14 protein-coding genes and 1 pseudogene are annotated in these 13686 nt (G+C 31.6%); 8 read left to right on the forward strand and 7 right to left on the reverse strand.

Annotation, left to right across the window (positions count from 1 at the left end):
* Positions 1-62 precede the first annotated feature (62 nt).
* Positions 63-1544, forward strand: a complete 1482-nt coding sequence (locus IDG66_RS10780) for a glycosyltransferase (RefSeq protein WP_000719185.1) — start codon at positions 63-65, stop codon at positions 1542-1544.
* Between the two features lie 88 nt (positions 1545-1632).
* Here IDG66_RS10780 and IDG66_RS10785 read toward each other — a convergent pair whose 3' ends face one another.
* A complete protein-coding gene (locus IDG66_RS10785) occupies positions 1633-1989 on the reverse strand; it encodes a DoxX family protein (protein ID WP_000766009.1) in 357 nt (118 codons plus the stop codon).
* Between the two features lie 487 nt (positions 1990-2476).
* Here IDG66_RS10785 and IDG66_RS10790 point away from each other — a divergent pair.
* Positions 2477-3438, forward strand: a pseudogene (locus tag IDG66_RS10790) (ABC transporter substrate-binding protein).
* Positions 3439-3483: 45 nt separating this feature from the next.
* On the opposite strand, the gene IDG66_RS10795 reads toward IDG66_RS10790, so the two are convergent.
* On the reverse strand, positions 3484-3615 hold the full coding sequence (locus IDG66_RS10795; RefSeq protein ID WP_020978112.1) for an SAR1012 family small protein: 132 nt from the start codon (positions 3613-3615) through the stop codon (positions 3484-3486).
* Between the two features lie 63 nt (positions 3616-3678).
* Complete coding sequence (locus tag IDG66_RS10800) at positions 3679-3894, reverse strand: TM2 domain-containing protein (RefSeq protein ID WP_000867357.1); 216 nt, start codon at positions 3892-3894, stop codon at positions 3679-3681.
* Between the two features lie 164 nt (positions 3895-4058).
* Between IDG66_RS10800 and IDG66_RS10805 the strand changes: the two genes are divergently transcribed.
* A complete protein-coding gene (locus tag IDG66_RS10805; RefSeq protein WP_000620957.1) occupies positions 4059-4610 on the forward strand; it encodes a GNAT family N-acetyltransferase in 552 nt (183 codons plus the stop codon).
* Positions 4611-4660: 50 nt separating this feature from the next.
* Here the strand turns inward: IDG66_RS10805 and IDG66_RS10810 are convergent, their stop codons facing one another.
* Positions 4661-5599, reverse strand: a complete 939-nt coding sequence (locus tag IDG66_RS10810) for a 1,4-dihydroxy-2-naphthoate polyprenyltransferase (protein ID WP_000070966.1) — start codon at positions 5597-5599, stop codon at positions 4661-4663.
* A gap of 150 nt (positions 5600-5749) precedes the next feature.
* Here IDG66_RS10810 and IDG66_RS14200 point away from each other — a divergent pair, with 150 nt between their 5' ends.
* From IDG66_RS14200 to menB, 5 genes are read left to right on the forward strand one after another with little or no spacing between them, the layout of a single operon-like run.
* Positions 5750-5854, forward strand: a complete 105-nt coding sequence (locus IDG66_RS14200; RefSeq protein WP_001791731.1) for a hypothetical protein — start codon at positions 5750-5752, stop codon at positions 5852-5854.
* Positions 5820-7142 carry an isochorismate synthase gene (locus tag IDG66_RS10815; RefSeq protein ID WP_223200522.1) on the forward strand — a complete coding sequence of 441 codons (1323 nt, stop codon included), beginning with the start codon at positions 5820-5822 and terminating at the stop codon, positions 7140-7142. The genes IDG66_RS14200 and IDG66_RS10815 overlap by 35 nt, the downstream gene beginning before the upstream one ends.
* Complete coding sequence (gene menD / locus IDG66_RS10820) at positions 7129-8802, forward strand: 2-succinyl-5-enolpyruvyl-6-hydroxy-3-cyclohexene-1-carboxylic-acid synthase (protein ID WP_000526696.1); 1674 nt, start codon at positions 7129-7131, stop codon at positions 8800-8802. Before IDG66_RS10815 ends, menD begins: the two co-directional genes overlap by 14 nt.
* On the forward strand, positions 8789-9592 hold the full coding sequence (gene menH, locus IDG66_RS10825; protein ID WP_000951692.1) for a 2-succinyl-6-hydroxy-2,4-cyclohexadiene-1-carboxylate synthase: 804 nt from the start codon (positions 8789-8791) through the stop codon (positions 9590-9592). Before menD ends, menH begins: the two co-directional genes overlap by 14 nt.
* Complete coding sequence (menB, locus tag IDG66_RS10830) at positions 9585-10406, forward strand: 1,4-dihydroxy-2-naphthoyl-CoA synthase (protein WP_000184953.1); 822 nt, start codon at positions 9585-9587, stop codon at positions 10404-10406. Before menH ends, menB begins: the two co-directional genes overlap by 8 nt.
* A gap of 237 nt (positions 10407-10643) precedes the next feature.
* Here the strand turns inward: menB and sspC are convergent, their stop codons facing one another.
* From sspC to sspA, 3 genes are all read right to left on the reverse strand, one after another.
* Positions 10644-10973 (reverse strand): staphostatin B, encoded by a 330-nt coding sequence (gene sspC / locus IDG66_RS10835; RefSeq protein ID WP_000284457.1) that lies wholly within the window; start codon positions 10971-10973, stop codon positions 10644-10646.
* Positions 10974-11010: 37 nt separating this feature from the next.
* Entirely contained in the window at positions 11011-12192 is a 1182-nt protein-coding gene (gene sspB / locus IDG66_RS10840; RefSeq protein WP_001089097.1) for a cysteine protease staphopain B, read from the reverse strand.
* 81 nt (positions 12193-12273) lie between these two features.
* Positions 12274-13293 (reverse strand): Glu-specific serine endopeptidase SspA, encoded by a 1020-nt coding sequence (sspA, locus tag IDG66_RS10845; RefSeq protein WP_000676531.1) that lies wholly within the window; start codon positions 13291-13293, stop codon positions 12274-12276.
* Between the last annotated feature and the right edge of the window lie 393 nt (positions 13294-13686).

A 13686-nucleotide genomic window follows, 5' to 3' on the forward strand; every position in this document is an offset into this window, starting at 1 on the left:
GAATTTTATCATACATATAACGAATTAATTGTTAAATATACTGAGGTAAAGGAATAATTATAATGAAAAAAATATTTATGATGGTACATGAGTTAGATGTCAATAAAGGTGGTATGACCTCTTCGATGTTCAATAGAAGTAAAGAGTTTTATGATGCGGACATACCTGCTGATATTGTTACTTTCGATTACAAAGGAAACTATGATGAAATTATTAAAGCTTTGAAAAAACAAGGTAAAATGGATCGAAGAACGAAAATGTATAATGTATTTGAATATTTTAAACAAATTTCAAATAATAAACATTTTAAGTCTAATAAATTGTTATATAAACATATTTCAGAAAGACTAAAAAATACGATTGAAATTGAAGAGAGTAAAGGTATTTCAAGATATTTTGATATAACGACTGGTACATATATTGCCTACATTAGAAAAAGTAAATCTGAAAAAGTGATTGATTTCTTTAAAGATAATAAACGAATTGAACGGTTTAGTTTTATAGATAATAAAGTGCATATGAAGGAAACATTTAATGTAGATAATAAAGTTTGTTATCAAGTATTTTATGATGAAAAGGGATACCCATATATTTCAAGGAATATTAATGCTAATAATGGTGCTGTAGGTAAAACTTATGTGTTAGTTAATAAAAAAGAATTTAAAAACAATTTAGCACTGTGTGTTTACTATTTAGAAAAACTAATAAAAGATTCTAAAGATAGTATTATGATTTGTGATGGACCAGGGAGTTTTCCAAAAATGTTTAATACAAATCATAAAAATGCTCAGAAATATGGCGTTATTCATGTTAATCATCATGAAAATTTCGATGATACGGGTGCATTTAAAAAAAGTGAGAAATATATTATTGAGAATGCGAATAAAATTAACGGTGTAATTGTATTAACAGAGGCACAAAGATTAGATATTCTTAATCAATTTGATGTAGAAAATATTTTCACTATTAGCAATTTTGTTAAGATACATAATGCTCCAAAACATTTTCAAACTGAAAAAATCGTAGGTCATATTTCTAGAATGGTACCAACGAAGCGAATTGATTTGCTTATTGAAGTGGCTGAGTTAGTCGTAAAAAAAGATAATTCTGTTAAATTTCATATATATGGAGAAGGATCTGTCAAAGATAAAATAGCTAAAATGATTGAAGATAAAAATTTAGAAAGAAATGTTTTTCTTAAAGGATATACAACAACTCCACAAAAATGCTTGGAAGATTTTAAATTAGTCGTTTCTACATCTCAATATGAAGGTCAAGGGTTAAGTATGATAGAAGCAATGATTTCTAAAAGGCCTGTTGTTGCCTTTGACATCAAATACGGACCAAGTGATTTTATAGAAGATAATAAAAATGGTTATTTAATAGAAAACCATAATATTAAGGACATGGCTGATAAAATACTTCAGCTTGTTAATAATGATGTATTAGCAGCGGAGTTTGGTTCGAAAGCGAGAGAAAACATTATAGAAAAATATTCAACGGAATCAATATTAGAAAAATGGTTAAATCTTTTCAATAGCTAAATGAAAAAATCCTAGGTATTCATGAGTACCTAGGATTTTTACGCATGATATATACAAAAAAAGAGAGGATAGTCCTCTCAAATAATAGTTAATAAAATTGTAGCCATTTCTTCCAGCTGTAACTACTAATACAAGCTAAGTTCATTACGATATGTATGATTTCAAATTCATAACCACTTACATATCCTCTTGTAAGTTTAAGTGTGAAGATTGAGCCTAACATAACACAAATATAAAAAACATTAACATAAGGCGTTAAAAAGCCGATAATAAGTGCTAAACCTCCAACAACTTCACCAATTGACATCAATACTGCGATGGTAGGTGGTAAACCTAAAGAGCCTAAGAAGTGAATTGTTCCATCTAAATCAACAAATTTCAAAGTACCATGCACTAAGAATGATGTTGCTAACATCCATCTAATTAAAAGCATACCTAATTTCATCATGTCACCTCCAACATACGTATTTTTAAAACATAGTCCAAATTATATTTGTAAAGATGTGGAAAGTAAAGATTATTTATAAAAATAATTATTAAATATTTATTAAATGTTCTATTGTATTGAACAATTGTTGTAGAAAGACGTTTAAGTCATCAGTTACATTTTGTATTTATAAATAAAGATTAGCACAGCATAGTACAAAGTTTAGAGGTAAATGAATTAATTATTGCATCGCTATTTATGAATCGTAAACACTATTATGAAATTGCAAGAGTAGTATGGCTAATTAGTATGATGGTTTGAGATAAATGCGTGTTATTAACCAGTGAGTCATCTTCAAAATTAGAGGCCATTTGCTGTTTATAATAAGATGATTTGATAATCAACTATGATAAGAAAAAATAATAACCTCTTAAATATATCATAAACAAATTAAATGATAAAATAATAATATAGTTTTCTACTAAAGTTGTTTGGAGGTATATGTGTGAATAGGAATATCGTTAAACTAGTTGTGTTTATGCTAATCTTAGTTGTAGCAGTAGCGGGTTGTGGTCAAAAAGATACTGAAGAGAAAACTGAAATGACGACAATAAAAGATGAATTAGGAACTGAAAAAATTAAGAAAAATCCTAAACGTGTTGTTGTATTAGAATATAGTTTTGCTGATTATTTAGCAGCATTAGATATGAAACCTGTTGGTATTGCAGATGATGGCAGCAGTAAAAATATAACAAAGTCAGTAAGAGATAAGATTGGGGCATATGAATCGGTTGGATCTAGACCGCAACCGAATATGGAAGTGATAAGTAAATTAAAACCGGATTTGATCATTGCAGATGTTAGCAGACATAAGAAAATCAAATCAGAATTGAGCAAAATTGCGCCGACAATTATGTTAGTCAGTGGTACGGGAGATTACAATGCAAATATTGAAGCATTTAAAACAGTCGCTAAAGCAGTTGGCAAAGAGAAAGAAGGCGAGAAGCGTCTGGAAAAGCATGATAAAATATTAGCGGAGATTAGAAAGAAAATTGAACAGAGTACGTTAAAATCTGCATTTGCATTCGGTATCTCAAGAGCAGGTATGTTTATTAATAATGAAGATACATTTATGGGACAATTCTTACTTAAAATGGGTATTCAACCTGAAGTCACAAAAGACAAAACTACGCATGTTGGTGAACGCAAGGGTGGTCCTTATATATATATTTAAATAATGAAGAACTTGCCAATATCAATCCAAAAGTTATGATTTTAGCCACTGACGGGAAAACGGACAAAAATAGAACGAAATTCATTGATCCTGCAGTTTGGAAATCATTAAAAGCTGTGAAAGATAACAAAGTTTATGACGTTGACCGAAATAAGTGGTTGAAATCAAGGGGGATTATCGCAAGTGAAAGTATGGCAGAAGATTTAGAAAAAATTGCAGAAAAAGCAAAATAAAAATACAGCGCTACTCGTAAATCATATAAGAGTGGCGCTGTATTTTTAATTATGTTTATTATCTGTCGGATGTGATGATTTACCTGAAAGTTTATTTCGAATAAATTTAATTACATAACCGACAAGGATTGTTTTAACAATTCTTTTAATGAATTGGCGCATCGTTACATACCTCATTTCTCTATATCTTATGAACTATATACCCATTCATATATGCTTTTTAAACGTCATTGTCACTATTTAATTTTTAGGGAATATAATATAACCATCTTTATCTGCTTTTTTAGTAAAAATGACAAAAATGGCATGTATTATTGAGATGATGGTAGGGATACCTGTCCAGAAAAATAATAAGTGAAAAAGACCTTGTCCAAATTTATCAGCATAAAATTTATGAATACCTAAACCTCCAAGAAATAATGCAACAATAACATAAATGGCTTTATTGACTTTCATTTGTAAATCCTCCTTAACTATAATTCTACTTAAATTCGTTGTGAAAACCAATATTTCTAACTTTAGAATTTTCAAACTTTCTAAAATTATAAGTATATCTTTTTAAAATAAGCTAGAATTTCTATATAATAAATGTTAATAACGTAAAAGGGAATGATGACATAGTGATACGTCAAGCACGTCCAGAGGACCGATTTGATATTGCGAAGTTAGTTTATATGGTGTGGGATGATATGGAATTAGAATTGGTAAAGCATCTACCTAAAGACATGGTATTAGATGCAATTGAAAAAAGCTGTGTTGATGCAACATATCGAACTTTTTATCAGCATATTTTAGTTTATGAAGTAGAAAGTAAAGTAGCAGGTTGTATTATTAGCTATAGCGGTGAAAATGAATTGAAATATGAAAAAGCATGGGAACTACTTGACTTGCCAGAAGAAATAAAACAATATGGCACGCCATTACCTGTAAAAGAAGCTAAAGACGATGAGTATTATATAGAAACAATTGCGACATTTGAAGCATATAGAGGTAGAGGCATCGCGACAAAGTTATTAACGTCATTACTTGAATCAAGTACACATGTTAAATGGAGTTTGAATTGCGATATTAATAATGAAGCAGCATTAAAGTTATATAAAAAAGTAGGCTTTATATCTGATGGACAGATTGAATTATACAAGCACATGTATCATCATTTAATTGTTAAATAAAAAACTCGACAGTTCGATGTAAGTCGATTGCCGAGTAGTATCATTTTATATTAAATGCCTGCAAATAATGCACTAATATAAATACCTAATGCATATAATAAACCGAAAAATGTATTTGTTTTACCAGCAGCAGCCATTGCTGGCATCATTGTAGGCGGTGTATCATTCTTCTTGAAACGTCTGATAACTTTAACAGGCATTGGGAATGATAACAACGCAAGTAAGTAAAATAATGAGCCACCAGGTTTAATAATGATCGTAAGTACAATAAAGGCATAAGCGATAAAGTACATGATTGCCATAAATGTTAAAGAAGCATTTTTACCTAATAGAATGGGTAAAGTTTTGCGACCACTTGCTTTATCTTTGACACGGTCGCGAATATTGTTAGCCATATTAATTAAACCGATAGTGATTACTATAGGTACACTTAACCAAATTACATAACTTTGAATATTGCCAGTTTGAATAAAGAATGCAATAACGATAATAAACATACCCATAAATACGCCTGAGAATAATTCACCGAAAGGCGTCCATGAAATAGGGAAAGGACCACCTGTATATAGGTAACCAACAGCCATACATACTAATCCAACTGGTAATAACCAAAATGAAGAGTTAGCAGCTAAAAACAAACCTAATATTGCTGCTAAGATGTAAAATGCAATGGCTAATCGTAGCACAAGCTCTGGGCTCATACCGTTGCGAACAATGGCACCACCAATGCCTACAGATTCATGATCATCAAGGCCTTTTTTATAATCATAGTATTCATTAAACATATTAGTTGCTGCTTGAATAAGTAAGCATGCTAGTAACATGGCAATGAATAGGCTGATTTTAATATGATCTTCGCTACCAAGAAAATATATTTTAGATGCTGCTGTACCAACTAAAACGGGTACTACGGAAGCAGTTAATGTATGAGGACGCATTAAATGCCAATATTTCTTAACTGTAGAATATTGCTGATATTGATTACTCATTGAATACAAAACCTCTTTAAATCATATTTTTTATAACAAAGATATTTTAATAGAAAGTAGCATAAAGGTCAATTGACGTGAAAAATTGCAAGATAAGTTTAAGCAATTCTTGTAACACAATTATCCAAAAATGATACAATATAATAATGAGTGAAAAAAGACGAAGAAAGAAGTGAAATGGATGGCTACGGGCGTATTAGAGGACGATATTGTCAAAGAGATATATGGCAGCTCAAAGGAATGGGTTTCAGTTGAAGTGAAATTATCACAGTCACTAGACCCGAGCACATTATTTCATCTCACTGACAATGAGGCAGGAGATCGCTTTTATATGCGTTTGAATGATAATCGAACGTCATATTTTGGCTACAAAGCAATTCAATTATTCAAAAATAATTCTAAAAATAAACAATCTATTTTTAAAGACTGGGAAAAATTAAAACATAACATCACATTTATACATCCGCAATCTGAGAAACATCATCTTCGAGTTGTTGGAGGATTCCAATTTTCGAGTCATAAATCAGATGATGAATGGCGAGAGTTTGGACTAAATCATTTTGTATTACCTGAAGTTTTAATTTCAACTGATAATAATGGGACATTTTTAACTTATACAGTTAAAAGGGAAAGTTTTACTGTTGAGGCATTGAACGATTTAATGGATTTGTTCAACAATATATCGGACATAGATGTGGACGAGCAAATTGGGGAAATTACTAGAAATGAAGATATTTATAAAGATGACTGGCGTCAACTTGTAGTAGAAGCTATAGAATCTATTAATAATGAAGAAAAAATTGTACTAGCACGTAGACGGTTAATAAAGTTCGATAAAGATATCAGTATTCCATATATTCTAAAGCAAGCATATTCTAAAGAAAAAAACAGTTATATATTCTTGTTAGAATCACAAGATTCTATATTCTTTTCACAAACACCTGAACAATTAATAAAGGTCAATAATAAAATACTATCGACTAAAGCTGTAGCAGGTACAATTAAACGTTCACAAGATGAGGACGAAGATACAAAAAATGTTGAAGCATTTTTAAAAGATAATAAAAACTTAATCGAACATCGATTTGTTGTTGACAGTATTTTACATGATATTAAACCTTATATCACTGAATTACATTATGATAAGACGCCTAAAATTCTAAAAAATGATCATTTATATCACTTGTACACTGAAATAAAGGCGCCACTGAAGGATGATTCGTATATTAGTTTAATTGATAATTTACATCCAACACCTGCTTTAGGTGGCTATCCAAAAGAATTTGCGATGGATTTTATTGAACAGAAAGAATTTGGTACACGAGGATTATATGGTGCGCCGGTTGGCTATATAGATATATATGATGATTGTGAATTTATTGTTGCAATTCGTTCGATGCTTATTAAGAAAGCACAAGCAACTTTATTTGCTGGGTGTGGCATTGTTAAAGATTCTGATCCAGATAGTGAATTGGCAGAAACGAACCTTAAGTTCACACCTATGATGAATGCATTAGGAGTCGATATGAATGGGAAATCATAAAGCAGCTTTAACGAAGCAAGTTTTTACATTTGCATCTGAGTTATATGCGTACGGCGTAAGGGAAGTAGTTATCAGTCCGGGATCACGCTCAACGCCACTTGCACTTGCATTTGAAGCACATCCAAATATTAAAACATGGATACACCCCGATGAGCGAAGTGCAGCATTTTTTGCAGTTGGGTTAATTAAAGGTAGTGAAAGACCTGTCGCTATATTATGTACGTCAGGTACAGCAGCAGCGAATTATACGCCTGCAATTGCTGAAAGCCAAATTAGTAGAATTCCATTAATCGTTTTAACAAGTGACCGTCCGCATGAATTAAGAAGTGTAGGCGCACCACAAGCGATTAATCAAGTAAATATGTTTAATAATTATGTAAGTTATGAGTTCGATATGCCTATTGCGGATGATAGTAAAGAGACCATTAATGCAATTTATTATCAAATGCAAATTGCTAGTCAATATTTATATGGACCACATAAAGGGCCAATTCATTTTAACTTGCCATTTAGAGATCCGTTAACACCTGATTTGAATGCAACAGAATTGTTAACTTCTGAGATGAAGATTTTACCGCACTATCAAAAAAGTATAGATGCATCGGCATTAAGACACATTTTAAATAAGAAAAAAGGTTTAATTATTGTAGGGGATATGCAGCACCAAGAAGTTGATCAAATACTAACGTATTCAACGATATATGATTTGCCTATTTTAGCTGATCCTTTAAGTCATTTAAGAAAATTTGATCATCCGAATGTTATCTGTACATATGATTTGCTGTTTAGAAGCGGCTTAGACTTAAATGTGGATTTCGTAATTCGTGTTGGGAAACCAGTGATTTCTAAAAAGTTGAATCAATGGTTAAAGAAAACTGATGCATTTCAAATATTAGTGCAAAACAATGATAAGATTGATGTCTTTCCGATAGCACCAGATATTTCATATGAGATTTCTGCGAATGATTTCTTTAGGTCATTAATGGAAGACACGACCATCAATCGCGTAAGTTGGTTAGAAAAATGGCAACGCTTAGAGAAAAAAGGGCGTAAAGAAATTAAATGTTATTTGGAACAAGCTACAGATGAGAGTGCATTCGTTGGTGAATTGATTAAGAAAACATCTGAAAAAGATGCATTATTTATTAGTAATAGTATGCCTATCAGAGATGTAGATAACTTGTTATTGAATAAAAATATAGATGTCTATGCGAATCGTGGTGCGAATGGTATTGATGGTATCGTTTCAACTGCACTGGGTATGGCTGTGCATAAACGAATAACATTATTGATAGGTGATTTATCATTTTATCATGATATGAATGGACTATTAATGTCAAAATTAAATAATATTCAGATGAATATTGTATTATTGAACAACGATGGTGGCGGTATTTTTTCATATTTACCACAAAAAGAAAGTGCAACTGACTATTTTGAACGGTTGTTTGGCACACCGACGGGATTGGATTTCGAGTATACAGCTAAGTTATATCAATTCGATTTTAAACGTTTTAACAGTGTTTCAGAATTTAAAAATGCCACATTGTTATCTGAAACTTCGACGATTTATGAATTGATAACGAATCGCGAAGATAACTTTAAACAGCATCAAATTTTATATCAGAAATTGAGTGAAATGATTCATGGCACATTATAATTACTATGAAGCAAACGTTGAGACCAATCAAGTTTTAGTATTACTGCATGGTTTTCTTAGCGACAGTCGTACTTATTATAATCACATCGATAAATATACTGATATCTGTCATGTCATCACTATAGACTTACCAGGACATGGCGAAGATCAGTCTTCAATGGATGAAACGTGGAATTTTGATTATATTACGACGTTGTTAGACCGAATTTTAGATAAATATAAAGATAAATCAATAACATTGTTTGGATATTCAATGGGTGGACGTGTTGCATTATATTATGCAATTAATGGTCACATCCCTATATCTAATTTGATATTAGAAAGTACGTCACCAGGTATTAAAGAAGAAGCAAATCAATTGGAACGCCGTCTTGTTGATGATGCACGTGCTAAAGTATTAGACATAGCAGGTATTGAATTATTTGTTAATGATTGGGAAAAGTTGCCATTATTTCAATCGCAACTAGAATTACCAGTTGAAATACAACATCAAATAAGACAACAACGATTGTCCCAATCGCCACATAAAATGGCCAAAGCATTAAGAGATTATGGTACAGGTCAAATGCCAAACTTATGGCCGCGCCTGAAAGAAATTAAAGTACCAACATTAATATTAGCTGGAGAATATGATGAAAAATTTGTACAGATTGCGAAAAAAATGGCAAATTTAATTCCTAATAGTAAATGTAAATTAATTTCTGCTACAGGTCATACAATTCATGTGGAAGATAGTGATGAATTTGATACAATGATATTAGGATTTTTAAAGGAGGAGCAAAATGACTAACAGACAATGGGAAACACTTAGAGAATATGATGAAATCAAATATGAATTTTATGAAGGGATTGCTAAGGTAACAATAAATCGCCCTGAAGTACGCAATGCGTTTACACCTAAAACAGTTTCTGAAATGATTGACGCATTTTCACGTGCACGTGATGATCAAAACGTTTCAGTTATCGTATTAACTGGTGAAGGTGATTTAGCATTCTGTTCTGGTGGTGACCAGAAGAAACGTGGACATGGTGGTTATGTAGGTGAAGACCAAATCCCTCGCTTAAATGTATTAGATTTACAGCGTTTAATTCGTATTATTCCAAAACCGGTTATCGCGATGGTAAAAGGTTATGCTGTAGGTGGCGGTAATGTACTAAATGTTGTTTGTGACTTAACGATTGCTGCTGATAATGCTATTTTTGGACAAACTGGTCCTAAAGTAGGTTCATTTGATGCGGGTTATGGTTCAGGATATTTAGCACGTATCGTTGGACATAAGAAAGCACGTGAAATTTGGTACTTATGTCGTCAATACAATGCACAAGAAGCTTTAGATATGGGTCTAGTAAATACAGTGGTACCTTTAGAGAAAGTTGAAGATGAAACTGTGCAATGGTGTAAAGAGATTATGAAACACTCACCAACAGCGTTACGATTCCTTAAAGCAGCTATGAATGCTGACACAGATGGTTTAGCTGGTTTACAACAAATGGCTGGGGATGCAACACTGCTTTATTACACAACTGATGAAGCGAAAGAAGGCCGTGATGCGTTTAAAGAAAAACGTGATCCTGACTTCGATCAATTCCCTAAATTCCCATAAGTTATTTTGAATATGATATTAAGTCACTTGCGTCGTTTATTAGCGACGATAGGTGGCTTTTTTATTTTATAAGAATTTAAAAGGGGCTTTTAATTAATTATCATAAATATAAGATAGTTTGAGAAAATTAATAGAGAAAAAATAAATGTTAAAGATTATTATTACAATCAAAAAACGAGCTGGTGAGAAATTGAATTCTCGCCAACCCGCTTTATGAAGTGAAATCATTTAAATTAGTTATACTAAGCGCTCATAAACGATTGGGCGCGAAGTGCCAATACCTTGTTTGGATGACGTTTGCATGAGGATATGCTGTGTATCATCATAATCAAGAATATAAATGATTTCTTCATTATCAATAGATGAAAATTTAATGCGTTGATGTGCCGTATCTATAAAAAGAATATGATATTGATTGTGACTTGTATCATCGCCATGACGTATACAAATTGATTTTTGTAATTGATGATTACTCCAATTACCAATGAATAAATTGATATTGGTTTGTTCTAGATGTGTGAGTTTGGTTGTGTCGTAAACTAAATTTATAAATTGTAGTTGATACATAGTTTTACCTGCCTTTAATCAATATCTATATTACTTTTTAGTAACCTATCATTGAACCATACCAGTTATAATCACGATTGAATGATAAATGTAATAGGCTTGAATCTGCATCTTGGATTGATAATTCTGTATCCCAAGGATTCCAGTAAATAAGTTTTTCTTGGTCATTAATTTTAGCATTACCAACAACTGCTAGGGCATGTCCTAAATGTGGATCATTAGGGTTTTGAGATACACTTTGTGCAAGAATCATAATTCCTACATTATCTTTTGTAAGTTGATCAACTTGTTCATATGATGGTACGCCTTCTTGATAATGAATATCTCTGCCTTGTGATTTACCGTATTCAATCATTTGATTAGGGAATGTTGAGCAATTAGGAAGGTCTTGCTCACTTACTTCAGGGTATAATGTACGCATAATATCATGTGCATTATAAGTGTCTGTATTTTTAGTTGCATTTAATAATGCTGCCATACTAAATCCTGCACACCATGAGTTATCGAATTGTTGTTCTCTAATTTTGAAGTTTTTTAATGTATTTTCATATTGAACTTGATCTTCTTGTATCGCTTCGTTTTCTTCAACTTTAGTAGGTGTTACTGTATTTTTTAACTCTTGTTTCAATTTTGATGAAACTGTTTTAGCACTTTCTTTTTCTTTTACATTACCAGGTAGTGGCGTAGCTTTTACTAATCTAACTTTGCCATCTTCTTCAAAATAAAATCCTTTTTCATCAGTAAGAACAGTGATATTTGAATTTTTATCTTTAATTTGGTCTAAATCTTTAGCGATGAAGTTTGAAATTTTAACACTGTAATTCATGTCTTCTTTTGATTTGTTTAAATCATCTTTATTTTTAGGGCTAAGTGTTAAAGTATAAACAATTTTACCGTCTTTTATAACTGGATAATAGTAACTATTATCTTCTTCACCATTAAATTTATAAATTTTAAAAGCTTCGCCAAGTTCATATTTACCAGTTTTTGCATTACTTTGTTTATCTAATGCTTTAGCATAACCAGCAAATTGTTGTTGTGCTAGATCTTTTACTTTTTGAGGTACTTTGTCACTCTTAACATTAATTTCTAGCTGTTTAGAGTGTGAATCGGCTTTGGCTTTATTGTTATTAGCAAATGCGCCTAGTGATAAAATAAGCATTGAAACCATTATGATGCTTATAATATTGAATACTCTAGATTTATATGAACTATTCATATAATACCCTCCATTTAAATCAAAATATTTTGCGTTGCTAAGACTTTGCTTCTATTTACTAAATCTAAATTAAGATGAAGTTTATGCAGCGTCAGGGTTGTCTGAATTATTGTTATCGCCATTGTCTGGATTATCAGGGTTGTTAGGATTGTTAGGGTTATCAGGATTGTTAGGGTTATCAGGATTGTTAGGGTTATCAGGATTGTTAGGGTTATCAGGATTATCTGGGTTATTAGGTTGGTCATCGTTGGCAAAATGGATATCTTCAATATTTTGTTTTAAGAAGTTGCGTACATTTTCATTAATAAATACCGCACCATTAAATTCATTTGGTACACCGCCCCAATGAATTCCGATCACTTCATTTTTTTCATTAAATACAGGTGAACCTGAGTTACCACCAGTTGTACTTAAATCATATTGCATAGCTTCGCCTTTGAGGTAAGTGATTTTTCCTTTACTTTCCCACATTGTTGCTACAGGTTTATCACCAGGATATCCTGTTACAGTAATATTTTGGTTAACTTGTGTTTCAGCATTATTACTCATTGTTGCTGGTTTAACTACTTCACCAATATGTTTGTTTTGCTCATTAGGGGAGAATTTAACTATTGCTAAATCACCTTCGCCTGAATATTTAGTGATTTGTTCAGCAGTGAAACCACCATTTGGATAATTGTCTTGGTTAATTGCAGAAGGGAATGCTTTTAAAGCATGAGGATCACCGTGCGTAGCATCTACGACGTGTTTATTTGTTAAAAGAGTATCTTTACCTACAACTACACCGGAAGCAATAAATGTACCAGTAGGTGCTTCAACTTGAATATAAGTTACGGGTGCATAATGACCATTCGTTGTATCTGTGATTTGGTGACGATCGTTATTTGGTAATATAACATTTGCGTGTTCACGTTGTTCTAATGGTTTAAGGTTACCGCCTTTTTGAATCTTAGGTGTTTGCTGTTTGCTTGACTGTGATTGTTGCGGATGATTGTCCATAGCCTTTGAAGATAACGCGTTTGCTGCTGGAGAACTCACAAGTGTCGCTGTTGTCAAAGTTGCAACGAATAAAGAACTAACTTTTAAAAATTTACCTTTCATCTAAAAACCTCCAAAAAATTTATTTACAAGTTAAATATAACACTAAAAATTTTTAAGTCAATAAGAATATATAAATAAATTAAAAAGTTTTTGTAAAGATTAGAGTTTACAAAAACATTAAGGGGATTAAAATTGAATTGTATTATACTTTATTCAATTGAGTTAAATTGATAAGATCGTCAATTGTTTGCATTTATCTAAAAGAATAAATAAGAAAGGAATTGAGAGCGAATGGAAAGTATTTGTTTATAATAATAAATAGTAACTTTTAGTCAAGTCCAGACTCCTGTGTAAAATGCTATACAATGTTTTTACCATTTCTACTTATCAAAATTGATGTATTTTCTTGAAGAATAAATCCATTCATCATGTAGGTCCATAAGAACGGCTCCA

Source organism: Staphylococcus sp. EG-SA-18 (assembly GCF_017151825.1).
In the GTDB taxonomy this organism is placed as follows: domain Bacteria; phylum Bacillota; class Bacilli; order Staphylococcales; family Staphylococcaceae; genus Staphylococcus; species Staphylococcus aureus.

What these genes read in the sequence shown, in the direction of transcription:
- IDG66_RS10780 (WP_000719185.1), top strand. Translation starts at nt 63, where the DNA reads ATGAAAAAAATATTTATGATGGTACATGAGTTAGATGTCAATAAAGGT.
- IDG66_RS10785 (WP_000766009.1), bottom strand. Translation starts at nt 1,989, where the DNA reads ATGAAATTAGGTATGCTTTTAATTAGATGGATGTTAGCAACATCATTC.
- IDG66_RS10795 (WP_020978112.1), bottom strand. Translation starts at nt 3,615, where the DNA reads ATGAGGTATGTAACGATGCGCCAATTCATTAAAAGAATTGTTAAAACA.
- IDG66_RS10800 (WP_000867357.1), bottom strand. Translation starts at nt 3,894, where the DNA reads ATGAAAGTCAATAAAGCCATTTATGTTATTGTTGCATTATTTCTTGGA.
- IDG66_RS10810 (WP_000070966.1), bottom strand. Translation starts at nt 5,599, where the DNA reads ATGAGTAATCAATATCAGCAATATTCTACAGTTAAGAAATATTGGCAT.
- menD (WP_000526696.1), top strand. Translation starts at nt 7,129, where the DNA reads ATGGGAAATCATAAAGCAGCTTTAACGAAGCAAGTTTTTACATTTGCA.
- menH (WP_000951692.1), top strand. Translation starts at nt 8,789, where the DNA reads ATGGCACATTATAATTACTATGAAGCAAACGTTGAGACCAATCAAGTT.
- menB (WP_000184953.1), top strand. Translation starts at nt 9,585, where the DNA reads ATGACTAACAGACAATGGGAAACACTTAGAGAATATGATGAAATCAAA.
- sspC (WP_000284457.1), bottom strand. Translation starts at nt 10,973, where the DNA reads ATGTATCAACTACAATTTATAAATTTAGTTTACGACACAACCAAACTC.
- sspB (WP_001089097.1), bottom strand. Translation starts at nt 12,192, where the DNA reads ATGAATAGTTCATATAAATCTAGAGTATTCAATATTATAAGCATCATA.
- sspA (WP_000676531.1), bottom strand. Translation starts at nt 13,293, where the DNA reads ATGAAAGGTAAATTTTTAAAAGTTAGTTCTTTATTCGTTGCAACTTTG.